This window comes from Protofrankia sp. BMG5.30 (assembly GCF_001983005.1).
Lineage (GTDB): Bacteria > Actinomycetota > Actinomycetes > Frankiales > Frankiaceae > Protofrankia > Protofrankia coriariae.
On sequence record NZ_MOME01000010.1, the window covers coordinates 192,961 to 216,752 of the forward strand.

Consider the following 23,792-nt stretch of genomic DNA (forward strand, 5'->3'; position numbering starts at 1 on the left):
GTTCGGGTGACGCCAACGGTGCGCGCCAACCCGCTGCGCGACCCGCGGGACCGCCGGCTGCCACGCCTGCCCGACCCATGCGCGTTGGTGGTCTTCGGGGTCACCGGCGACCTGGCCCGCAAGAAGCTCATCCCGGCCGTCTACGACCTGGCGAACCGGGGCCTGCTACCGCCCGGCTTCGTGCTGCTGGGTTTCGCCCGGCGCGACTGGGACGACGGCGGCTTCGCCGAGGTCCTCCGGGAGRCCGCGCAGAAGGGCGCCCGGACGCCGTTCCGGGAGGAGGTCTGGGACCGCCTGGCCTCGTCGGTGAAGTTCGTCCAGGGGTCGTTCAACGACGACCAGGCCTTCGACACGCTCGCGAAGACCCTGCTCGACCTCGAGCACAGCCACGGCATCCCGGGTAACGCGGCGTTCTACCTGTCCATCCCGCCGTCGGCGTTCCCGGTCGTCCTCAAGCAGATGCAGCGCACCGGGATGGCCTCGAACGAGGCGTCCGGCGGCTGGCGGCGGGTTGTGGTGGAGAAGCCCTTCGGCCACGACCAGGAGTCCGCCAGCGCCCTCAACGAGCTGGTGGACGACGTGTTCACCGCGCCCGACGTGTTCCGTATCGATCACTACCTGGGCAAGGAGACCGTCCAGAACCTGCTGGCGCTGCGGTTCGCCAACACCCTGTTCGAACCGATCTGGAACTCCCACTTCGTCGACTCCGTCCAGATCACCATGGCCGAGGACGTCGGCATCGGCACGCGGGCCGGTTTCTACGACGAGACCGGCGCCGCCCGGGACGTGCTGCAGAACCACCTGCTCCAGCTGCTGGCGCTGACCGCCATGGAGGAGCCGGTGAGCTTCAACGCCGAGGCCATCCGGTATGAGAAGCTCAAGATCCTGCGGGCCGTCTCGCTGCCGGACGACCTCGCCAGCTACGCGATCCGGGGCCAGTACGAGCAGGGCTGGCTCGCCGGCCAGCGGGTCCGGGGCTATCTGGAGGAGGACGGCGTCCCGGCGGGCTCGCGCACGGAGACCTTCGCCGCCGTCCGGCTGGGGATCGAGACCCGCCGGTGGGCGGGCGTCCCGTTCTACCTGCGCACCGGCAAGAGGCTGCCGCGCCGGGTGACCGAGATCGCCATCTCGTTCAAGCCGGCTCCGCACCTGCCCTTCGACGCCACCGACACCACCGAGCTCGGCCACAACCAGCTGGTGGTGCGGGTCCAGCCGGACGAGGGTGTGACGTTGAAGTTCGGCTCCAAGGTCCCGGGGTCGGCGATGGAGGTCCGCGACGTCGCCATGGACTTCCTCTTCGGCGAGGCGTTCACCGAGTCGCTTCCCGAGGCGTACGAGCGGCTCATCCTCGACGTGCTGCTCGGGGACGCGACGCTGTTCCCGAACAACGCCGAGGTGATCGAGTCGTGGCGGGTGATCGACCCGATGGAGGACTTCTGGGCCGGCTCCGTCCCCCATCTCTACCGGTCGGGGACATGGGGGCCGGCCGCCGCCGACGAGATGCTCGCCCGTGACGGGCGCTGCTGGAGGCGACCGTGACAACCCTGTGGGACACCACCGGCACCGACGTCGTCAAGGCGCTGGCGGCCGAACGGCGCTCGGCCGGCGCGCTCGCCTTCGGCCTGGCCCTGACCCTGGTGGTCGTGGTGGACGAGAAGCACGTCAGCGTCGCCGAGAGCGCGGCGACGACCGCGGCGGCGGCCCATCCGTGCCGGCTGCTCATCATCGTGCGCCGCCAGTTGGACGCCTCCAACTCCAGGCTGGACGCCGAAGTCTCCATCGGCGGCCGGCTCGGCCCCGGCGAGGCCGTGGTCATGCGGATGTACGGCCGGCTCGGCCTGCACGCCGAGTCGGTGGTGCTGCCGCTGCTCGCGCCGGACGCACCGGTGGTGACCTGGTGGGACGGCGAGCCCCCGGACCGGATCGCCTACGACCCGCTGGGCGTCTTCGCCGACCGTCGGGTCAGCGACGTGGCCGCCGATCCCGACCCGGTGGCGGCGTTGCGGCGGCGGGCGGTGGACTTCGCGCCCGGCGACACCGACCTGGCGTGGACGCGGCTGACCGGCTGGCGGACGCTGATCGCCGCCGCCTTCGACTCGATCACCGAGCAGCCACGGTCGGTCACCATCGCGGGCAGCCCGACGGACCCGAGTGTCTGCCTGCTCTCCGGCTGGCTCGCCGACCGCCTGCACGTGCCGGTCACGGTGTCCGAGGCGGTGTCCCAGGGCGGGCCGACCGGGATACGCGTCGACTTCGACCACGACGGCGAGCTGACGCTGACCCGGCAGGACACCCACACCGCGCTGCTGCGCCGGCCCGGCCGTCCCGACCGCGCCCTGCCGCTGCCCGAACGCGGCCTCGGCGACCTGCTGGCCGAGGAACTGCGCCGGCTCGACAACGACGCGCCCTATGCGGACGCGCTGTCGACCTGGAGCGGAATAGCGGGGCTGGCCTCCCGGCCGGCGGTCCGCGAACACGTCTGGCGCGACCCGGTGGCGCCGAAGAACACCGTGGCCACGGCCGCTCCGGACGCGGCCGGGGCCACGGACAACAGTGGCGGCGGTGCGAACGGTGCCGACGGCAACGGTGCCGCGGGGAGCGCGGGCGGTGCGGAGGCGACAGCCACGGCAGGCCCGGCGGACCCGGCCGTCACCACCACGCCGGGGACAAACCCGGCGGGCAACGGCGCCAGGGCATCCGGCTGATGAGCACGTCACCCGAAGTCATCGTCCATCGCGACCCGGAGTTGCTGGCCACCACGACCGCCGCCCGGCTGGTCATCAGCCTGCTGGACGCGCAGGCCACCCGCGGCAGCGCGTCGGTGGTCCTCACCGGTGGCGGTATCGGGGTGGCCACGCTGCGGGCGGTGCGCGACAGCCCGCTCGTCGAAACGGTCGACTGGAGCCAGGTGGACGTCTGGTGGGGCGACGAGCGTTTCGTGCCCGCGGGCTCGGCCGACCGCAACGACCGGCAGGCCCGTCAGGCGCTGCTCGACGCCCTCCCGCTCGATCCGGCCCGGGTCTTCCCGATGGGCAGCGCGGACGCCGCTGACGGCACCGACGCGGCCACCGGCACCAGCGCTGTCACCGGCACCGACGCGGCGGAGTCCGCCGCGACCGCCTATGCCCGGCTGCTCGCCGAGCACGCACCCACCGGGGCCGCCGCGGCCGCCGGCACGGTGGCGGTCCCGTCCTTCGACGTGCTGCTGCTCGGGGTCGGGCCGGACGGACACGTGGCTTCGCTCTTCCCCGGTTCCTCGGCCGTCCACGCCCATACCGCCACTGTCGCGGTGCATCACTCCCCGAAGCCGCCGCCCACCCGGATCTCGCTCACGCTGCCCGCGATCCAGGCGGCGCACGAGGTCTGGCTCCTTGCCGCGGGCGAGGCAAAGGCGGACGCGGTGGCCCGCGCGTTCTCCGGCGCGGCACCGGCCGATATTCCGGCGGTGGGGGCGCGCGGCCGGCAACGCACACTGTGGCTGGTGGACCGGGCCGCCGCGGCCAGGCCCGTCAGCGCCGGGGCATCGCCGGCGCGCCGGGTCTCAGCGGGATGAGCCTCCCCCGACCAGAACGCTGTCGTATACAGCCCTGACAGCGCAAAGATCTTCATCTCTGGCGGCGGAGCCGGCCAGCGGGGCCCGGACAGTGATCGTCGTGTCCAGGCCCCGCCGGCCGGACGGCACGCGCCGGCTGTGCGCTACCACGCCGGCTACTACGCCGGCTACCATGCCGGCTACGCGGTGCCGCCGCGCGGCTGTGTGTGCGGTGTCGTGCGGCTATGCGGTGCCGCGCAGCTTGGCCAGCGCCTCGGCCAGAATCGCCTCCCCGTCCTTCTCGTTGCGCCGCTCCCGAACGTAGGCGAGGTGAGTTTTGTACGGTTCGGTCTTGGGCGGAGCGGGCGCGTTGTCGCGGTCACGACCCGCTGGGAAGCCGCAGTTCGGGCAGTCCCAGGTCTCGGGAATCGTGGCGTCCGCGGCGAACGASGGCCTGGTCTCGTGATTGTTGGCGCACCAGAAGGAAATCCGCTGTCGCGGGGCCGTCTCACCGCGTTCGGCTTCCCCCATGGGTCCCGCCCCTACCCGACTTCCTCTGATGGCGTTACCACCTGCCACGGTCCGCATACYCCTTTGTCTCGTCCCGCTGATTGACTCCGGATCCGGCCCCCCAGCCGCCAGCCGGCCTGACCGAGTGTAAGACGAGAAGGYCCGATCTCGTCGCACCGACCACCATCGGTCACCCTCACAGTCCGCCCTGGTGACCGAACGCCGCCACCGCTCCTCTCGGAGCGCCCCGCGGATCCATCCTCAATCGATTTCGCTCTGTTACTTGGGAAGCGGCCTCCGGGCACGCGACAAACCATGATCGAATAACCTCTGCCCAGACGCCGAACGGCAGTCGCCCCGACCGGCCCGGCAGAGCACCCGCGGCAGCACCCCTGCCCACGCCACCCCGAGGACGGGTGGCGTGGGGCGCTGGAGGGGCTTTTCGGGCGGCTAGGCGATGCCGAGGGAGATGGCGGTGGGGTCGGCTGCGTCCAGTGAGGGGACCCGCAGAAAGCCACGGACGTTGGCACTGTGGAAACGCGGCGTGACGGTGACCGCGAGTGGAATGATCGCGGCATCGGTGAGCAGTTCCCGCTCCAGGTCGCCCCAACGGGTGGGCAGCGCGGCCGGGTCACGCTCCCCGAGGGCGTCCCGCAGCAGCTGCGCGATCCGGTCGTTGCGGTATCCGCCGTCGGCCGGCCGAGAGCCCGACCACTGCGGCTCCAACAACGGCTGGAACACGCTGCGCCCGGCATTGCCGAACCACTGCGGCGTCACCCTGGTCAGGGCGAGGTCCCAGCCCACCGTGCTCGACGGGACGGCGACGCCCGGGTAGTCCGCGGCGGGGACCGCCTCGACCTGCAGCGTCACCCCCGCGCGGGCGAAGGCGTCCCGCAGCGCCGACGCGACGGCGGCGTCCTCGGCGGAGTCCGTGGTGAGCAGGACCAGGGTGGTCAGGGGGCCGCCGTCGGCGGCGGTCCGTGTCCCCTCCCGGCAGCGCGCCGGATCGCCCGTCGACCCCAGCGTCGGGAACGGGTCGCGCGGCTGGAAACCGGTCATGGCCGGCTGCAGCATCTGCGCGGTGGTGGTGGCCAGGACGGGCCCGCCCAGCGCCGCGGCCACGGCGGCGCGGTCCACGCAGTACACCAGCGCCTGCCGGACTCCGCCGCCGCCCAGCGCCGCCGACGCCGGGCCGTGCAGGCCGACGGTGAGCAGCACGGTGGAACCGGGGCCGTCCGTGGACAGCCTGCCGTCGGCCTGAGCGTCCAGCGCTGTCACGTCGGCGGCGGGGACGGTGCTGTCCATCGCCATGTCCGCCCGGTCCGCGTCTATCTCGGCCTGGGCGGTGGCCGCGTCAACGCCGGTACGCACCGTGACATGATCGGCAAGTGCCGGGCGGATGCCGTCGGACGAGGCGACCCATGCCGGGTTGCGCGACAGCCGATAGGTTTCGTCACCGAGCGTGTTACCGAAGTGGTACGGCCCGTCGGAGATCAGGTTCTCCAGGTACTCAGGCGAGTTCGGGGCGTAGGCGAGGGCCTCCAGCGGCACCGGTGAGGCCGCGGGCAGGGCCAGTACGTCGGTGAAGTCCGCGGCCGGGGCGAGCAGGTGGAACTCGATCGAGTCGTCACCGATGACCTGGACGCCGTCGATACCGCGGCGTTCGATGAAGTCACGCACCCCCTCGGGCGGGGTCTTCATCAGCTCGTCACAGTAGGTGGCGAAACCGACGACCGTCGCGGCGAAGTAGCCGCGCATGGGCGAYGGGTTCGGCGGCGTGCACAACCGCTTGATGCCGCGGGCGACATCGGTCGCGGTGACCCGCCTGACCCCGGGGGTGTCCCAGCGCGCGGACGGGCGCAGGGTGACGGTGTGGGTCTTCCCGTCCTCGCTGACCACCGGCGGCCCGACGGCCAGGTCCGGCAGGGGCGCGGCGGTGAAGACCGGGTCGGGGCTGGCCCGGTAGGAGTAGAGCTGACGGGAGACCAGCCGCAGCAGCATCCGCGAACCGGCGTCCGTCGCCCAGCCCGGGTCACCGCTGGGTATCGCCCCGGTGACCAGGCGCAGGGTGCCACCCGGCTTGTCCGTTGGATCACTGGTGACCGTGGGTGTAATCGAAGTCACCGGTGCGGGTGCCGGCTGCCCACCGCCGCCGCAGGCCACGACCGTGGCAAGGACAACCAGGCAGAGGAGCCAGGCCGGCATCCAGGTGCGTCGGCGGCTGCTCACTCCTTGAGCAGGAGGCCGAGGCCGATGATGCAGGTGAGCCAGATCAGCCCAATCATGATCGTCAATCGGTCGAGGTTCTTCTCCACCACCGAGGAGCCCCCGAGTGAGGAGGAGACACCGCCGCCGAACAGGCTGGACAGCCCGCCTCCCTTGGCCCGGTGCAACAGAACGAGCAGCATCAGAAGCACACTCGTGATGATCAGGACAATCGACAGCCCAACAGTCATCTCCGGACCCGCTCCCGTACCGTCATCCCGTGATCATGTAAGCCGCCCAGCCCTGCCGCATCCTCGCGCGGCGCGACAGGAGGCCCGACACGAGGAACCATGATCGCATCCCCTCCGGCCATACCCRCACCCTGACAGCCCCCGACGGTACAAAGAAAGATCTTCGCACCGCAGTCGACCATATCGATCCAACAGCCTCCGGCAGTGCGATGGACGATCATCGCACTACTTTCGGCCATACCGGCTCAGCAACCTCCGACAGTGCAATGAATGATCATTGCACTGTCTTCGGCGGGACTGGCTGGCGACACCGACTGGCAGCGATCCTGCCAAGCTACCGCACGGCGATCCCGCGGCCGGCACGGCGCATCACCATCAGATCAGGCCCGTCGGATCAGGCCCGTGCGAGCCGTGGCCCTCCGCCGGGCCGCCATGATGCCCTACGGTACGACACCGAGCGAGGCGAAGTCCGTCATCATGAACCCGGGCGAGTAGTGGATGTTGGTAAGCCGGCTGCTGTAGACGTTGAGCGCCCGGTCGTAGAGCAGCGGGACGTAGGCGGCGGACCCCACGATCGCCCGGTCCGTCTGCGTCCACAGGCTCGCCGTGTCCTCGCTGTCAGCGGTCCCGATGCCCTGCTCCAGGCCCTGGTCGACCGCGGGCAGGGCCAGTTCGGCGACGTTGGCGTTGTGCCGCGGCCGGATCGAGCCGCTGGCGGCGATCGGGGCGAGGAACGCGTACGGCGTCGGCCGGGTGGCCGCGCCGGCGGCCAGGACGAGGCCGTACTTCATGGTGTGGACCTGATCGGGGCTGTCCACCGCCGCGGCGTACCCGGCGTCGTCGAACTTCGCGACGGTGACCGTGATACCGACCCGGGCGAGCGCGACGCGGACGGCTTCGGCCTGGGCGAGGGAGAGCGGATCGGACCGGGTGACCAGGGTGGTCGCGAAGCCGTCCGGCCGACCGCAGGAGCTCAGTTCCGTTTTTGCCTTTGCGAGGTCCCCGCTGCCGCCGGGGCTCGGGAAGAGGTCGAACCAGGAGAAGGAGCGCACCGGCGGGGTGAGCATCGTGGCCGCGATGTCGCCCCCGACAAGGGGGCCGCCCCGCGCGGTCTGCTGTGCGCTCTTGTCCACCGCCCAGGCCACGGCGTTGCGGCAGGCGAGGTTGTCCAACGGCGCGACCTTGGTGACCACCGCCAGGTAGCGCAGCCCGCCGGTGGCCTCGCTGGTGGTGCGGGCCGCGCGCAGGCCGGGATTCGCGCTGATCCGGGCGGCGGCCTCGGCGCCCACGCCGCCCTGGTCGGCGGCGATGTCGACCTGGTCGGTCAGGATGCGGCTGTCGATGTCGGCCGCGGCGAGCCCCATGCGTTCGACGACGCGGTCGGGGTGTGCGGGGCGGTTCGGATCGGTCTGCCGGTCCCACCGCGGGTTGCGCACGAGGGTGAGGGATTCACCCGGACGATAATTTTCGATCTTGTATGGTCCGGATGCCACCGGACGGGATCCGTACCCGGCGCCGGTGTCGTGCGCCCGCGGTACCGGCGTGGAGACCGGGGAGGCCATCAGGAGGTTCCAGTCCGCGAACGGCCGGTTGAGCCGGAACGTGATGGTCTTCTCGTCCGGTGTGGTCACCGAGGCCAGCCCGAGACGGTCGGGTGTGGGATCGGTGTAGGGACCCCGGTAGGGGTTCTTCTCGTCCTGGAGAAGCCGCACCACCTCGCTGGCCCCGGAGCCGCCGCCGGAGCTGCCGCCGGCCAGCTCCGGGGCGAAGGCCCGCTCGATCCCGTACTTGACGTCCCGGGACGTGATAGAGGTGCCGTCCTCGAAGGCCAGCCCCTCCCGGAGCGTGTACGTCCAGGTGCGCAGGTCCTTTGAGGACGGCACCTCGGTGGCGAGATCACCGGCCAGCTTGACCACGCCGGGGCTGGGCGCGTACGTCACCAGCTGCCGGGAGATCCACCGCTGCTGGTTCCAGCAGTGGAGGGACGCGGTGCGCTGGGGATCCCAGGAGTCGCAGTCGGCGGTGGCGAGCACCCGCAGCGTCCCGCCGTCGCGCGGCGAGGCGGCGATGACCCRGTCACTGATCGCCGTGGGTGGGCCTGACGGGTCGGACGGGGCCTGCCGGCGGCCTCCCCCACCCGTGCAGGCGGCGAGAAGAAGGCCGAGGACAACCATGACGGTTCCGGCCCGGATGATCGCGCGACAGCGCGGCATGGCCCTGGCGACCACTTGGGTTTGCGCCCCTTCCCGGTGGGACCGCACCCCACCACCGCAAGCCACCCAAGCACACCCCGGGCCGGCCGTGTCCGTCGGCTGTTCCCCACGGCAACGATCGCGATCACGGACCGCGCCGGCCGGCACAGCCCGTGATCGGCGTCACCGGTGTCACCGGTGACGGTTCGTGGTCGCCGTCAGCTCGGCGGGGCACTACGGACGATCGCCGCGAAGTCCACCGCGTCCAGGCTCGCGCCGCCGACGAGTCCGCCGTCCACGTCGGGCTGGGTGAACAGCTCCGCCGCGTTGGAGCCCTTCACCGAACCGCCGTAGAGAATACGGATGACCGCGGCGACTCCCGCGTCGAAACGCTCGGCGAGCCGCCCCCGGATCGCCGCGCATATCTCCTGCGCGTCGTGGGCGGAGGCGGTCCGCCCGGTGCCGATCGCCCACACCGGTTCGTAGGCGACGACCAGCGTGCGTGCCTGCTCCAGGGTGATCCCGTCCAGGGAGCCGTCGAGCTGCGCGAGGACATAGGCGACATGGTCACCGGCCACCCGCACCGGCTCGGGCTCGCCCACGCACAGGATCGGGGTGATCCCGTGCGCGTAGGCGGCCCGCGCCTTGGCCGCCACCAGGGCGTCGTCCTCGTGATGGTCCGCGCGCCGCTCGGAGTGGCCGACCACCACATAGCTGCATCCCAGCCGGGCGAGCAGCGGCCCGCTGATGTCCCCGGTGTGGGCGCCGGAGCTGTGCGGGGAGAGGTCCTGCGCGCCATAGCCGATCGCGAGCCTGTCCCCGTCGACGAGGGTCTGGACGCTGCGCAGGTCGGTGAACGGGGGCAGGACGACGACCTCGGCATTGTCGAGCTCGACCGGCTTGAGGTCGAAAGCGATCTTCTGAACCAGCGCGATCGCCTCAAGATGGTTGAGGTTCATCTTCCAGTTGCCCGCGACCAGGGTGCGCCGACCCGTCCCCCGGGGCTTCTTCTCGTTCTTGTTCTTGTTCTTCTCGTTCTTGTCACCGGCCATCTCACACCTCCGAACCAGGAAGCCGGGCCTCCGGCCGCGTGAAAGAAACATCGTCGCGCGGCCTTCGGTCATCCAGAGCGGCGAGGCCGGGCAGGGTCTTGCCCTCCAGATACTCGAGGCTGGCGCCGCCACCGGTGGAGATGTGGGTGAACGCCTCCTCGTCGATGCCGAGGGTGCGCACGGCCGCGGCCGAGTCACCGCCGCCGACGACGGTCAGGCCGTCGAGCCCGGCGATCGTCTCGGCCACCCCGCGGGTGCCGGCCGCGAACGGCGGGAGCTCGAACACACCCATCGGGCCGTTCCAGAAGACGGTGCGGGCGGTGCGCAGCCGGTCGGCGAACAGGGCCACCGACGCCGGCCCGATGTCGAGGCCCTTGCGGCCGGGGGGGATGGCCCCGGCCGCCACCACGGCGGTGGGCGCGTCGACGGAGAGAGCGTCGGCCACCACCACGTCGGTGGGCAGCACGATCCGGTCACCGCCTTCGGCGAGCAGTTCCTTCGTGGTGTCGATCAGTTCCGCTTCCAGCAGCGACCCGCCGACGCCGTGGCCCTGGGCGGCCAGGAAGGTGAAGCACATCCCGCCACCGATGAGCAGGGCGTCGACCTTCGGCAGCAGCGCCCGGATCACCCCGAGCTTGTCGCTGACCTTCGACCCGCCGAGGACGACGACGTAGGGACGGGCCGCGCCGCTGGCGAGGGTGCGCAGCACCTCCAGTTCCCTGAGCACGAGCTGCCCGGCCGCGTGTGGCAGCCGCTCGGGCAGGTCCACGACGCTGGCGTGCGCCCGGTGGACCGCGCCGAAGGCGTCACCGACGTAGTAGTCGGCCAGCCCGGCGAGCTGGTCGGCGAACGCGGCCCGCACGGCCGCGTCCTTGCTGGTCTCCCCCGGGTGGAACCGGAGGTTGTCCAGCAGCGCGATCTCACCGTCGCCCAGCCCGGCGACAATCTTCTGCGCATGCGTGCCGGCGATGTCGCCGGTGCCGTCCCCGGTGAACGCGACCGGCTGGCCGAGCAGCTGCGCGAGCCGGCCGGCGACCGGGGTGAGCGAGTACGCCGGGTCGGGTGTGCCCCTGGGCCGTCCCAGATGGGAGGAGACGACCACCCGGGCACCCCGGTCCAGCAGCGCCCGGATGGTGGGCACGCTGGCGCGGACCCGTCCGTCGTCGGTGATCCGGGGTGTGTCGCCGGAACGGTCCAGCGGAACGTTCAGGTCGCTGCGGACGATGACCCGCCGCCCGCCGACCTGTAGATCGTCAATGGTCGTCACGCCGTTACTCCGAAGTCCTAACCGGCCTCGGGCGACGCGACCGTGATCTCGTCGGATCCTGTCGCGTCGCCCGAGGCCACCAGAAGTCGCCAACTCTCCACCCGACCAGAGGCAGTGCGACGATCTTCATCGCACTGCCCGAGGCCACCAGGGGAGCTACCGCCGAGGGCGACGCGACGATCTCCTTCGCGCCGCCGGGGGCCATCAGGGTCTCCTGCCCCGATGCCCTACAGGCGTCCGCCGACGAGGGCGGTGAGGTCCACCAGGCGGTTGGAGTAGCCCCACTCGTTGTCGTACCAGCCGATGACCTTCACCTGGTTGCCGCTGGCGAAGGTGAGCAGCGAGTCGAAGGTGCAGGAGGCGGCCGTCCCAACGATGTCGGAGGAGACGATCGGGTCCTCGGTGTAGACGAGGACGCCCTTGAGCGGGCCCTCGGCGGCGGCCCGGTAGGCGGCGTTGACCTCCTCGATCGTGACCTCGCGCTTGAGCGTGACGACCAGGTCGGTCACCGACCCGTCGAGGACGGGAACGCGCAGGGCCAGCCCGTCCAGCTTGCCCTTGAGCTGCGGCAGCACCAGGGAGGTCGCCCTGGCCGCGCCGGTCGTCGTCGGGATGATGTTCTGGGCGGCGGCGCGGGCGCGGCGCAGGTCCGAGTGCGGGAAGTCGAGGATGACCTGGTCGTTGGTGTAGGCGTGCACGGTCGTCATCAGGCCGCGCTCGATGCCGAAGGTGTCCTCGAGAACCTTGGCCAGCGGCGCCACGCAGTTGGTCGTGCAGGAGGCGTTCGACAGGATCGTGTGCTTCGCCGGGTCGTAGACGTCGTCGTTCACGCCGATGACGACGGTGAGGTCCTCACCCTTGGCCGGCGCGGAGATGATCACCTTTTTCGCGCCCGCCTCGAGGTGCTTGCGGGCGTCCTCGGCCTTGGTGAACCGGCCGGTGGACTCGACGACGACCTCGACCCCGAGGTCCCCCCAGGGCAGGGCCGCCGGGTCACGCTCGGAGACCACCTTGAGGAAGCCGTCGCCGACCTTGATCCCGCCRTCGGCGGGACTCACCGACTCCGACAGCGTGCCCAGCGTAGTATCGTACTTGAGCAGATGCGCAAGTGTCCTGTTGTCGGTAAGGTCGTTCACTGCAACGATCTCTATGTCGTTACGCTTACTCGCCTGAAGCGCCCGCCAGAAGTTGCGGCCGATACGGCCGAAGCCGTTGACACCCACTCGCGTAACCACGTCAGAGAACTCCTCTATCGTCGATGCATTCCGTTGTCGCAGTGAGCCTAAACGACTTTGAGGGTCACCGGCCGGCATCCTCACAGATCGACGTCTGCCGTGTCCAGAACTACCCAGCTCGACTCTTTTTTCAATTCTGGTAGACTGCGGGATGTTTTGACCCCGGCCGGGCGGGCGATCAGCTGGCGATCAACACGATCCGTCGACCGCCACATTCCCGACCGATACGGCCCGACCGATACAGCCTGACCAATACGGCTGATCAACGCGGCCCGACCAGGACGGTCACGGAGGGGCAGCGCAGGCCATCGACGATGGGCGTTGCTCAGCGCTGTCGGGCGACCACCTACGTCGCACGGCCGTTACGGCCCTACCACCGGAACGTCATCGGCCCTCAGCGGCGCCTGCGGCTGTAACACCAGTCACACGGATACCCACCGCCCCGCAATATCCCCTTCCCCGACCCCTTACGTGGCGGACACCACATCGCAGTACCCTGCCGAGAGAGACGCCATGCCGTGTCTTTCTGTCACCATCCTCTCACTTCCATCCTGTCACCACCGTCCCACCGGCCCACCGRCCGGGCCCCGGGACGACTCCCGGGAGCACCCGATCCCGACAGCGGTGGGGCCGCGGCGGCACCGATCGCGCCGGTCGACGCCGTACAGCCGGTCACCACGACGCCCCGAGCGAAGGCGCTCCGGGTATCCGGGTAGCCAGACAGCCCAGCACACCACGCACCCACCGTCCGTTGAGATGCGGCCAGGCATCCGTCGTCATCTGGTTGTGAAAATTACGTCCGGTATTCCACCGGGGCCAGAAATCCCGCCCGATGAATACCGTCTCGGCCGGATCTCCCCGTCCGGTAGGGGATACCGATGGATTCGCCGGGAGGTCTCTTACGGCCCCGCGGGGACGATGTGGGTGGTTTCAGGAGCGGGACACAATACGGCCGGACGTTCCCACCGGCCGGGAGTTCGGATACCCTCTGGATTCGAGCGGAACCAGCCATCGGACGCCCGTCGGCGCGGCGAACTAATACGTCCGGGCACCGATCGGCCAACAACCGGAGTTCGCCCGTCACGGATACCGGACAATTGGGAGTGGACGCACCCGCCGGACGCACCCTAAGCTCCGAAACAGTTCAGCGGACGACCGGCCTTCCAAAGAGGTGGAAAGACGCTGGATGTTGGTTGTCACCCACACTCCAAGTTGGCCTCCGGCGGCGCGCGATAATGCCCCTTTTTCGCGTCGCCGGGGACCTTTCCGAGGGGGCCACGAGCTCCTCGGTGGCCGGCTGACCGTGCCCCGGCCACCGAGGTCGAACTGGTATCGGCGATCCCCGCCTCCGTCCCCACTCACCCCACCGGGGTGGGGATCGCCGATACCGCACAGCGGGTGCGGCGGCGCAGGTTACGGCGACAGCCCCCGGTCGTGCGACCTGCGCCGCCGCACCCTTACCGCGCCGGTCCAGGGCACCGGCCGCCAGCACCGACACCACCGTGCCAGGAGCGGGCCCGACGGTGTCCGGAAGAACGGGATACGGCCATGACGACGTGCCGGAACACTCCCCACGAAAAGCGCACCGCGAAATGAGCCGGTCGGCGCTGCCGGTGCGGGTTCACCTGTTGGTGCGCACCGAGGACAGAATTCTTCTCGCCACCGGCGACGAGACGTCGCCGGCATGCTGGCGGCTGCCGGCCGGAAATCTTCAGGGGCAGGCCGCCGGCGATGCCGCGGTCCGGCTGGCGCGCGAACAGGCGGCGCTGCTGACAACGGTCGAGGATGTCCGGCTGGAACACGTGGCGCATCACTGGGCGGACGACCGGGAACAACTTGGGCTGTTCTTCCACGTCACCCGAACGTACGGCGCCACCGGCGCCCACGACCCGGCCGCCCCCGGCGTCCCCCGCCGGCCGCGCCGGCTGGCCTGGCATCCCCTGGATGCCCTGCCCGAACGGTTCGCCCAGCCCGACCATGACGTCGTCACCCGCTGGGCGAGTGGGGAGTTCTTCTCGCACGGCGGCTGGACGGCCCGCCGGAGCACGACGATCCACCCGTCTACCGGCGCCGTTCAGGCAGCCCCTCAGACGGCCTCCGCTCAGACGGCCTCGGCTCAGGCGGCCTCGACCAGACCGCCGTCAGCTCCCGCTGCCAGTTCTCGAGCGTGAACGGCGAGCGCACGAAGTGCCGCAGCGCCGCCCGCCGGTCCTCGAGCAGCGGCGGGACGGCGGTCAGTACCCGGGCCGTGTCGGCCCAGATCTCGTCCGTGGCGGACAGCGGCAACATCGTGATCCCGGGCAGCAGGCGGGCGACCTCCGCGATCCCGGGCAGGTCCGTGGCCAGCACCGGAGTGGCGACCGCGCACGCCTCGAGCACGACGCTCGGCAGACCCTCGTGATACGAGGTGACCAGCAGCAGCGACGCGGCGACCAGCAGCCGGGGCACGTCGTCCCGCTCGCCGAGCAGCTCGACACGGTCCCGCACCCCACCGGCGGACGCCCTGGCGAGCAGGTCCGCGGTCTCCGCCGCGTCCTGGCGCCCGACGATCTGTAGGCGGGCGTCCACCCCCCGCGCGCACAGCGCGACAAGTATGTCTATGGCACGGGCCCGGTTCTTGTTCGCCCCCGGACGGCCAATGTGAATCATGACGACCGGGGTGCGCGTCCCTTCGGGAACACTCTCCAGCGCACGCCGGCGGGCCGCGATGGCGACACCGAACGGCTCGACCTCCAGCCCGTTGTAGATCACCCGGCAGCGTGGGTCGACCCGCCACTCCGGACGCCACAGCTCGCGCATGACCGCCTCGCACACGGCCAGCAGATCGGTCGCGTTCGCGTCGAGCGCCGCCCGTCCCGTCTCGTGCCGCAGCAGCGCACCGGCGTTGCGCCCCCGCCGGTGGGTGCTGCCACCAGGCCAGCCGGTTCCGGCTGCGGCCCACCCGGTTCCGGCGGCGGGTCTTCCGGTTCTGCCACCGGGCCGGCCGACGGTGTCACCAGGCCCGTCGTCCCTGACCCGGAAGTGCGCGACCCGGCGCGGCACACCGGCCATCCGGGCGATACCGAACACGAGCCCGGTGGCATCCGACGCGTACGCGTGGACGACCTGCGGGCGCACGCGGCGCAGCAGCAGGTAGAAGGTGAGCGGGAAGGCCGGGCCGAGCCGGCGGTAGTACACCTCGCCCCCGAGCGAACGGATCTCGTCGTCGAGGTCGCCCCGCCGGCCGCTGAGCGAGCAGAACACCAACCGGAACTCGTTCGGGTCGAGCCGGCGCATCAGCTCCACGGTGCGCAGCTGCGCCCCGCCCCGGTTCATCTCCTCGACCAGGTACATCACCGTCCGTGGCTGCCTGTCGGGTGTCTCGGCCGACCCGGACGTACCTGCCTGCTCGCTCCCGACCGCCGACCGGCCTGGATCACCGGCCCGGCCAGACCCGGCCAGACCCGCGGCGGGGCCCGCGGTGGGGCCCGCGGTGGAGGGAGCGGCGGTGGACAGATCGGTCGTCATGACCACCGCACCGCCTCGCCCGCGGCGCTTCCGCCCACCCCGACGGAACCACCTGTGGCGAGGATGTCCCACCGGTCGTGGTCCCGGGTGGCGCTTCCACCCAGCCCGACGGAACCACCCAGCCCGGCATGACCACCCATCCCGACGCCGCCCTCCGGTGGCCGGCGCAACCGTACGTCCGTCGCGACGACGACCCCCATACCGCCCTCCCTGCTTCCCTCTTCAAGTCTCTTCAGGCTTCCGGTCCGCTACGATCTCCAGGCGGACGGGACGACCCAGCCGCGCCCTCCGGCAGCGCCTGTCCAGCCCTTCAGGCACGCGAACACAAGTGATCATGTGCCCTTCGGCGGGTGCTTCTCCAGGCCGCTGTCTCGGCTCCCTCGCCTCGAAACGGACCGGCAGCGCAACCGACCACATCCACATCCACCAGCAAACTTAACCTACAGGAATTGACATACTACCTTTGGTTACGATCGTGGAACAGGTCCCGACAGCAGTAGCCGGACCACGGCGTCCCACAGGCATGCGCAGCCCGCGCGGCACAGTGCGACCAGGGCGACGGCGTCGATTCCGACCCGGGCCGGTGGCAGCTGCCGAAGCTTCTCGGCCGTGGACACGGCCGGGCGTGCGTCCGTGGGGACGTCGCAGCAGATGATCCCGACGTGAGACCGKAACGCGAGGCCGGAATCGGTACGATTCGATGATCACCGCCGAGGGGCGAGTGCGGCGGCGGTGGCGTCGATGATGTTCTCACGTACGGAGACGGCCAACTCCCCAGGCCGCCCACCGAACCGAACGGCGCCGGATGAGCCGGCGAGCGGGCCCGACGGTCGACGTGAACGGGGGGATGCCCGTGAGGCGACGTCGCGGATGGCCGCGTCGAGTCCCCCGCTGGCGATCCGGTCGGTGAAAGCGAGGCGTCGGGTCACAAGATAGAGCTCTGCGACCGGGATGGGCAGGCGTAGCCGGTCCTGGCAGCACGCAACCAGAGTGTGCGGTTCGGCGATGTTCTCGAACGTGAACATCCAGTGGTAGGGGCGGCGTCCAGGTGTCCGACCAGGGCGCTCCCAGCGGTCACCGAACTGCTCAGGAGCGGCACCAGCCGTCCGCGGCAGAATCCGCGATCCGCGGGGCTTTCACCAGCCCCCACATACGTCTGCGTCTACATCGGAATAGCGTGTAGGGATGGAGATTTACGGTGTGGCAGTCCCAGAGCCACACGAAGTCGTGGGCGAAGCTCCACCGGACGTAGTCGCTGCTGTCGCAGAGTCTGGCGAGACGACAGACGACGCCATCGTCTGCATGGGCTTCCAGGCGTTCGACGACCTGCTGGGCGAGCTTGTCGAGCACCCGCAGGTCAGCTGATCCCCGGCAATTTTTTCGTGGCACGGAACAGTTACCGTGCTTGTTATGCCCACCTTCCAGCCGGGGAGCCGGTTTCTCACCGAGTTCCACCGACTCAGCGCCGTGGATCAGGCCGCATTCCGGCGTGCGGTGGCGCTGTTCCACGAAGGGCTGGCTRCCGGACGGTTCCATCCCTCACTACGTGTAAAGAGTTACCAGTCTCTCCCCGGTGTCAACAAGATGACGTGGGCGCGAAACGGCCGTGCTCTGTGGCGGTATGGGTTACCTGTGCGGCCTGGACATGCGCGCATGATCTTGCTGTGGATCGGAACACATGACATATACAAGCGGTAGATACCGTTCTTCCACGCGTCATCTCTCCCACGCGCCGTCGTCAGCCGTTCCGACAATCCAGAAAATACAGTGATTGTATTATTTGGTGAAACTCCCGCTGAATGGATCGACGTCTGGAGAGCCGTCGGATCGCCACCCGAGTCCGGTGGCTGTCCGCTGGCGTGGTTGCCGAGTCAGGAGCAGGGAAAGTTCGATCTCGGCTGTGACAGCCGGTGCGGCGCCGTGGTGTCTCGAGCGAGGACGYCGGCCAGGCCGTGCCGGCAGTCGGCGTGGCCTGGCCCGTCCTGTGGCCAGTGCTCAGATGGCCAGCGCTCAGATGGTCAGTGCGCGAGCAGGCCGGTGACCGCGGCCGCTGTCTCCGGGTAGCGGTCGAGCAGCAGGATGGCCCCGTCCCGGGTGGCCCCGTCGTCTCGGCCGGCGGGCGTGGGCTGGCCCGGCGCGGCGGTCGCCGGCCAGGCCGGGGCGAGGCCGAGCAGCGTCGCCACCGCGTCGGTGGTGGCCGGGTGGGCGACGAGCAGGTCCGGTACCAGGCCGGCCGCCGGCCGCGCGGCCCGCGCCGCGTCGGCCCCGCCGGCCCGCGCCCCGGCGGTCGAGGCGTCGGCCGCCGGGGCCGGCGGCCGGGACGACCAGGGGGCGGTCCACGCGTCCAGCGCGGGAAGAGCCCCCGGGAACGTGCGGCCCGCCTCCCGCACCAGCGTGGGCATGTGCTCGCCGGCGTGGTCGCGCAGTGTCGTGATCAGCGTCGGGAGCCAGGGGAGCAGAACCCGGTCCGGCAGGCGGGCGAACGCCCTGGACATGATCTCGACGACGAACGGCGCCAGCGTCGGCACCGGCTCCAGAGCCTGCACGAAGCCGGCCAGGTAGCGCGGGAACGCGCCAGTGACCAGCGGGTTGGTGAGCAGGTCGTCGCAGCGGGCCCGCAGCTCGGCCGGGGTGAGCTGGCCGAGACGGGTCTGCGCGGCCCACAGCAGCGCCGTCCGTTCGGGCTCCCGCGGGTGGGACTGACGCACGGCCAGCTCCAGCTGGGCCCGGTCACAGCCGAGCGCGAGCGCGAGGTTCTCCAGCGTCAGCAGGAAGCCGAGCATGGAGGCGACCTGGCGCACGCCGGTGTCGTCGGCCGTGAACGCCGTCGGCAGCAGGGTGCAGTAGTGCGCGTAGCCCTCCTTGACGAACCGCTCGCACCACTCTGGCAGGGCGGCCGGCTCGGTGACACGGTAGTGGTCGAGCAGCCGCCGGATCCGGCGCAGCACCTCCGGCGCGTCGTCCACCGTCCGCTCGCCGGTGAGCAACTCGACAGCGTGGGCGCCGAGCTCGTCGGCCAGCCGCCGGCTGCCGAGGAACGTGACGGCGTCCTCGACGGCGGCGAGCGCGACGGCCGTGGTGGCCTTCGGATCCCAGGCGGTGCGGCGCAGCCGCTGTTCCAGGGCCTGCTCGACGGTGACCGCCTCGTAGCCCAGCTCGATGAGCGCACGCTGGTGCTTACCGATCGACAGGTCCCAGCTCTCCTGCGTCGACCGCTCCCCCAGCCGGCGAACGCCGAGGATCGGGCGAACGGCGCCGTCGGGCAGCAGATAGCRCAGCATCCACAGCAGATCGGAGCAGGGCGCGAGCTCAGGGGCAGCGGTCAGGTCGAGCAGGGCGCGCTGCACCGTGCGTCTGGACAGGTCGAGCCCGAGCGGGGTCAGCCGGTCGTGGACGTCGCGGGCCAGCGGCGGGAGGGCGTCGTAGCCGACCTGGCCGACCCGGTCGCCGCCGAGCAGGATCTCGCACAGCCGGCGCACGTCGCGCCGGCCGGGCACGACGTCCTTCTCGATGCAGGTGACGGCGGCGTCCTGGAAGTCGTACGGCGTGGGACGGGCCCGGTTGCGCAGGCCGGCGAGCAGGATCGACGTCTCGAACACGGCGATGGCGTCGGCCGTGCTGGCGAGGTAGCCGTTGCGGCGGGCCAGCCGGACGATGTCGACGCACCAGCCGAGCAGCTCGTCCTCGTCGATCCCGTCCAGCGCCGGCGGGCGCTCCAGAAAGCCGGACAGCCGCTCGGCGTCCGTCCCGGGCCCGCCGCCCGCGGCCGGGCTGTTGGCGCTGCCCGCGGCCGGGCTGGCGGCCCGGGGCCTCGCAGTCCGCCCGCCCTTCCTCGCGGCACCGGCGCCGGCCTTCCTGGCTGTGCTGGCGCCGGGCTGGCCGGCGAGCCGGAACGGCGCGACGCCCGAGCGGGCCAGCGCCTTCGCCCACGTCGCCGCGGCGATCGACACCGAGCCGCCGGCCAGCCCGAACTGGGCCTCGATCGCGGAGTTGCTGGACGGGATGAGCCCGTACAGCCACCTGGTCGGTGTCACCGGGCCGATCTCGTAGCCCGCCACCGGCGCCGCGGCGGCCTCCTGGCCGTGCTCGGCCTGGCCGTGCTCAATCTGGCCATGCTCGACCTGGCTGTGCTCAACGGGGCCGGACGACGAGGGTGTCGTGCCGAACTCGGGAACGCGGCTGACGGCGTGGAAGGCGCCGCAGACGTACAGGCAGTCGTCGCGGTCGGTGCCGGAGGCCGCAAGGTGCTCCCGAATCCGGGTCCACATGTGGCGCTCGCGTTCCTCGTCGCGGGCGAGCCTGCCGTCCCCGGCCGGGGTGAGCCGGCGGAACAGGCTGCCGACGAGCGCCAGGGCCTGCCGGTAGGTGCCGTGGTCGGCGTCTGAGAGCGGCTGTTCGACGTACTGGTCCCACCACTCGGACCAGTGCCGGACCCGGCCGTGGCGCAACAGGAACTCCTCGAGCTCGGCGAACCGGGGCCGCAGGTCGCCGAGCTCGACGCCGACGGCGTCGCCGTGCAGCGCCGCCTCCTCACCGTCCTGGTCCGGGCCACCATGGTCCGGGCCACCATGGTCCGGCTCGCCCGTGCCCGTCGGCGCCGGGCCCGGGGGTCCGTCGGCCCGGTCCGGCCGGTGGTGGTTCTCCCACTGGAAGAGGTGGTCGGCCGACCAGTCGACGAGCACGAGCTCGACGTCCGGCGTCTCGAGCGCGTAGGCGATCGCCTGGTGCTCGGCCGACGCCTCGGTGATCGGGGCGACCACGCTCAGCGGCCCCACGCCGGCGGGGAAACCCTCGAGCTCGTGGGCGAAGGCCTGTAGGGCGACCGGCAGCCGGCAGTTGCGCAGCTCGCCGAGGATCGGCCGTAGGTCCTCGCAGAGCTCCAGGTAGATGACCCTGGGCCGTTTCTCCCGCAGCCGCCGGGCCATCGCCAGGGCGGAGGCCGGCGAGTGGTGACAGACCGGGAAGATCTCCAGCGGCTCGGCCAGCGCCCAGGCGACGTCGTCGACCAGGCCCGCCAGGATCTCGGCGAGCGCGGCCGAATCCGCGGCGAAAGCCGCCGCGGCGTCCACCAGCCGCGCCCGCAGCTGGCCGAACGGCCCGTCCAGGCCCGCCGCCACGGCGCCGTCCGCCGCGGGCCCACCTGGCACGCCCGCGAGCGCGTCACCGGCCAGCGCGACGCCGGCCGGCCCGTCGTCGGCCAGCCCGTCGTCGGCGAGGGTGCTCATGGCGTCCCGGCTCCTCTCCGTCGCCATGTTCAGGACAGGACGGCGATCGCCTGGCGCCCGCCCTCGAGAAACTCGGGCCACAGGCCGCCGTCCTTCCTGCCCCGTGGCTCGACCACGCCGTGCAGGTACTTGTTGAGGATGGCGAGGTCCTCGGAGCTGCGCCGGGCGAGGGAGCCGACCAGTGAGCTCGCCAGCGTGCCGGCGTGCAGCTGCTTCTCGCCGAAGAACTGGCTGTGCAGGATCGCGTCCTCCAGGACGCCGATCTGCTCGGCCGTGGACAGCGCCGACTCGAGCTTCTCGTCGTCGCTGGTCGCCGACGCGGCGGCGGTGCGCAGGTCGGCGAAGCTCTGCAGCAGGATGTCGAGCAGGGTCGGTGGGAGGTCGAGCTCGATCTGGTGGCGGCGCAGCAGCTCGGCGGTGCGGAACCGGACGATGTCCGCCTCGCTGCGCCTGTTCGTCACCACGGGGATCCGGACGAAGTTGAAGCGCCGCTTGAGCGCCGAGCTCAGGTCGTTGACGCCCCGGTCCCGGCTGTTGGCCGTCGCGATGACCGAGAAGCCGGGTTTGGCGAACACGACGTTGTCGTTGTCCAGCTCGGGGATGGACACGTACTTCTCGGAGAGGATCGAGATCAGCGCATCCTGGACGTCGCTGGTCGAGCGGGTCAGCTCCTCGAAGCGGCCGATGACGCCACGCTCCATCGCCGTCATGATCGGCGATGGGATCATCGACTCGCGGGACTGCCCCTGGGCGATCACCATCGAGACGTTCCACGAGTACTTGATGTGGTCCTCGGTGGTACCGGCGGTGCCCTGCACGACCAGTGTCGAGTCGCGGCTGATGGCGGCGGCGAGCAGTTCGGCGAGCCAGCTCTTGCCGGTCCCCGGGTCGCCGATGAGCAGCAGACCGCGGTCGGAGGCGAGGGTGACGACGGCGCGCTCGACCAGGCTGGCGTCACCGAACCACTTCTGGTCGACCTGGCGGCCCAGCTTGTCGGACTTCTGGGAGCCGAGTACGAACAGCCGGACCATGCGCGGGCTCAGCCGCCACGAGTAGGGCTTCGGCCCGTCGTCGACGGACTCCAGCCAGTCCAGCTCGTCGGCGTACTTGACCTCGGCGGGGGCACGCAGCATCTCGGTCATCGAGGTTCTCCTGCGGTGTCGGCTTGCGGGGGAGGGATTATGGGGGAGGGAAAGGACGCTGGGAAGGCACGGCGCGCGGGGTGACAGCGCCGGCCGTCCTCAGGCCAGGAAGTTCTTCAGCTCGACGACGAGTTTGCGGATGTGACCGGAGATGACCGGCGTCCCCAGGTCCTTGAAGCGCTGCCGGAACCAGGGGTTCACGCTCGCCTGGCCGGAGCTGTTCACGGACCCGACCGGGATGAACTTCGCGCCCGAGCGGTGGATCGCCTCGAACGAGGCGAACAGCTGCTCGACGTGGGACTCGTAGTAGTCCGAGATCCACACCAGCACCGTGTTGCGCGGATCGGTGATCTTCGGACGGGCGAGCGTCATCGCGGCCGTGCCGTCGGTGCCGCCGCCGAGGCGGGTGTGCAGCAGGACCTCGAACGGGTCGTGCACCCAGGGGGTGAGATCGAGCGCGCGGGTGTCGTAGGCGACGAGGTGGACGTCCACCCTGGGCAGCCCGGCGAAGATCGACGCCAGGATCGTGCAGTTCACCATCGCGTCGACCATCGAGCCCGACTGGTCGACGACCACGATCAGCCGGGCCGGCGTGGTGCGCCGCGCGGTCTGCCGGTAGTACAGCCGGTCGACGTAGAGGCGCTGGTCCTCGGCGTTCCAGTTGGGCAGGTTCTTCCAGATCGTGCGGTCGATGTCGAGGTTGCGGAACACCCGCTTCGGCGGCACGGAGCGGTCGATCGTCCCGACGCTCGCCTTCTCCACCTGGGTGCGCAGCACCTCGGCCACCTCGTCGACGAACCGGCGGATCAGCGCCTTCGCGTTGGCGAGCGCGACGCCGGACAGGTTGTGCTTGTCACGCAGCAACTGCTCGACCAGCGACATACTCGGGATGAGCCGGCTGGCGAGCGCGTTGTTCGCCAGCACCTCGCGCAGGTGCATGCGGCGCACCAGATCGGCCTCGACGTCGGCGAGCGTGCCGTTCAGCTCGAAGCCGTCGCCGGTGCCCGTTCCCGCGCCGGCCCCCGGCCCGAGCGCCCGCCGCAGCCACTCCGCGTCGGACTGCCAGCCGGACAGCTGGGTCGCCGACACGCTGCCCGACCCGGTCGCGAACACGTTGAGCAGCAGCTTGGAGACCAGCACGGCGCGCCGCACCTCGTCCATTCCGACCCCCGTGCCCGTTTCGGCCGCCGCGCCAGCCCCGCCGGCCCCGCCCGACGGCTCCGCCGCCCCGCCCACCGCCTCAGCCGCGGGCGCGCCGCCGTCGGCCGTCGCGCCACCAGCTGGCGGCGGCCCGCTCCCGGCCAGGGCGACGTCGGTCTCGACCGCGTCGTCTTCTCCTCCGGTCCCGTCGTTCGCGACCTCGTCGTCCACGGTCTCGCTGTTCGCGGTCTCGCTGCCCTGGCCCAGCAGGCCCAGCAGATCGGCGGCGAGCGCGGGGAAGCGCTGCACGACGGTGTCGACGGAGACGRCCGGGTCCAGGAGAGCGGCCGGCAGGTCGAGATCGTCGACGATCGCCAGGCTCGCCGACTCCAGCGCGAGCTGCTCGTCCACGGCGAAGATCCGGGAGAGCAGCCGCCAGTACAGGACCTGGCGCCGGTTCTCGGCGACCGTGTCGAACGGGCCGGCCTCCCCCGCCAGGGTCTGCCGGGTCTGCCGGATCTGCCGGGTCACGTT

At 71.1% G+C, this 23,792-nt stretch carries 18 protein-coding genes; 5 read left to right on the top strand and 13 right to left on the bottom strand.

Translation table 11 applies throughout. The features are described from left to right. Window positions 1–6: 6 nt before the first annotated feature. The 3 genes from zwf to pgl are packed head-to-tail and all read left to right on the top strand — an operon-like array spanning window position 7 to window position 3,553. Entirely contained in the window at window positions 7–1,539 is a 1,533-nt protein-coding gene (gene zwf / locus BL254_RS06175) for a glucose-6-phosphate dehydrogenase (protein ID WP_076842761.1), read from the top strand. After that, complete coding sequence (locus BL254_RS06180) at window positions 1,536–2,705, top strand: glucose-6-phosphate dehydrogenase assembly protein OpcA (RefSeq protein ID WP_047222412.1); 1,170 nt, start codon at window positions 1,536–1,538, stop codon at window positions 2,703–2,705. Before zwf ends, BL254_RS06180 begins: the two co-directional genes overlap by 4 nt. Then, entirely contained in the window at window positions 2,705–3,553 is an 849-nt protein-coding gene (pgl, locus tag BL254_RS06185; RefSeq protein ID WP_047222413.1) for a 6-phosphogluconolactonase, read from the top strand. Before BL254_RS06180 ends, pgl begins: the two co-directional genes overlap by 1 nt. 222 nt (window positions 3,554–3,775) lie before the next feature. Here pgl and BL254_RS06190 read toward each other — a convergent pair whose 3' ends face one another. The 7 genes from BL254_RS06190 to gap form a co-directional block, all read right to left on the bottom strand. Beyond that, complete coding sequence (locus BL254_RS06190; protein WP_013873109.1) at window positions 3,776–4,111, bottom strand: RNA polymerase-binding protein RbpA; 336 nt, start codon at window positions 4,109–4,111, stop codon at window positions 3,776–3,778. A 381-nt stretch (window positions 4,112–4,492) separates the two neighbouring features. Next, on the bottom strand, window positions 4,493–6,247 hold the full coding sequence (locus tag BL254_RS06195; RefSeq protein ID WP_047222489.1) for an ABC transporter substrate-binding protein: 1,755 nt from the start codon (window positions 6,245–6,247) through the stop codon (window positions 4,493–4,495). A 20-nt stretch (window positions 6,248–6,267) separates the two neighbouring features. Next, window positions 6,268–6,498, bottom strand: coding sequence for a preprotein translocase subunit SecG (secG, locus tag BL254_RS06200; RefSeq protein WP_047222414.1), 231 nt, complete (start codon window positions 6,496–6,498; stop codon window positions 6,268–6,270). Window positions 6,499–6,938: 440 nt separating this feature from the next. Beyond that, the gene (locus tag BL254_RS06205) at window positions 6,939–8,672 is read right to left on the bottom strand and encodes an ABC transporter substrate-binding protein (protein WP_083730893.1); all 1,734 of its coding nucleotides are present in this window, start codon (window positions 8,670–8,672) and stop codon (window positions 6,939–6,941) included. A 236-nt stretch (window positions 8,673–8,908) separates the two neighbouring features. Next, on the bottom strand, window positions 8,909–9,742 hold the full coding sequence (gene tpiA / locus BL254_RS06210) for a triose-phosphate isomerase (RefSeq protein ID WP_047222415.1): 834 nt from the start codon (window positions 9,740–9,742) through the stop codon (window positions 8,909–8,911). A 1-nt stretch (window position 9,743) separates the two neighbouring features. Then, on the bottom strand, window positions 9,744–11,009 hold the full coding sequence (pgk, locus tag BL254_RS06215; protein ID WP_076842762.1) for a phosphoglycerate kinase: 1,266 nt from the start codon (window positions 11,007–11,009) through the stop codon (window positions 9,744–9,746). Window positions 11,010–11,236: 227 nt separating this feature from the next. Then, window positions 11,237–12,244, bottom strand: a complete 1,008-nt coding sequence (gap, locus tag BL254_RS06220) for a type I glyceraldehyde-3-phosphate dehydrogenase (protein ID WP_047222416.1) — start codon at window positions 12,242–12,244, stop codon at window positions 11,237–11,239. Between the two features lie 1,523 nt (window positions 12,245–13,767). Between gap and BL254_RS06225 the strand changes: the two genes are divergently transcribed. Then, complete coding sequence (locus tag BL254_RS06225; RefSeq protein ID WP_157180429.1) at window positions 13,768–14,415, top strand: NUDIX domain-containing protein; 648 nt, start codon at window positions 13,768–13,770, stop codon at window positions 14,413–14,415. Here the strand turns inward: BL254_RS06225 and BL254_RS06230 are convergent. From BL254_RS06230 to BL254_RS06240, 3 genes are all read right to left on the bottom strand, one after another. Further along, on the bottom strand, window positions 14,306–15,751 hold the full coding sequence (locus BL254_RS06230; protein WP_076842763.1) for a glycosyltransferase: 1,446 nt from the start codon (window positions 15,749–15,751) through the stop codon (window positions 14,306–14,308). The genes BL254_RS06225 and BL254_RS06230 overlap by 110 nt on opposite strands. Beyond that, a complete protein-coding gene (locus tag BL254_RS06235) occupies window positions 15,748–15,951 on the bottom strand; it encodes a hypothetical protein (protein WP_047222418.1) in 204 nt (67 codons plus the stop codon). The genes BL254_RS06230 and BL254_RS06235 overlap by 4 nt, the downstream gene beginning before the upstream one ends. A 504-nt stretch (window positions 15,952–16,455) precedes the next feature. After that, the gene (locus BL254_RS06240; RefSeq protein WP_052914457.1) at window positions 16,456–16,776 is read right to left on the bottom strand and encodes a hypothetical protein; all 321 of its coding nucleotides are present in this window, start codon (window positions 16,774–16,776) and stop codon (window positions 16,456–16,458) included. A gap of 175 nt (window positions 16,777–16,951) precedes the next feature. On the opposite strand from BL254_RS06240, the gene BL254_RS26880 reads away from it, so the two are divergent. Then, a complete protein-coding gene (locus BL254_RS26880; RefSeq protein ID WP_157180430.1) occupies window positions 16,952–17,116 on the top strand; it encodes a hypothetical protein in 165 nt (54 codons plus the stop codon). Between the two features lie 653 nt (window positions 17,117–17,769). Here the strand turns inward: BL254_RS26880 and BL254_RS06250 are convergent. From BL254_RS06250 to BL254_RS06260, 3 genes are all read right to left on the bottom strand, one after another. Beyond that, complete coding sequence (locus tag BL254_RS06250) at window positions 17,770–20,976, bottom strand: hypothetical protein (RefSeq protein WP_254857841.1); 3,207 nt, start codon at window positions 20,974–20,976, stop codon at window positions 17,770–17,772. Between the two features lie 29 nt (window positions 20,977–21,005). Beyond that, window positions 21,006–22,118 carry an AAA family ATPase gene (locus tag BL254_RS06255; RefSeq protein ID WP_047222419.1) on the bottom strand — a complete coding sequence of 371 codons (1,113 nt, stop codon included), beginning with the start codon at window positions 22,116–22,118 and terminating at the stop codon, window positions 21,006–21,008. A 99-nt stretch (window positions 22,119–22,217) separates the two neighbouring features. Then, entirely contained in the window at window positions 22,218–23,756 is a 1,539-nt protein-coding gene (locus BL254_RS06260; RefSeq protein WP_076842822.1) for a VWA domain-containing protein, read from the bottom strand. Between the last annotated feature and the right edge of the window lie 36 nt (window positions 23,757–23,792).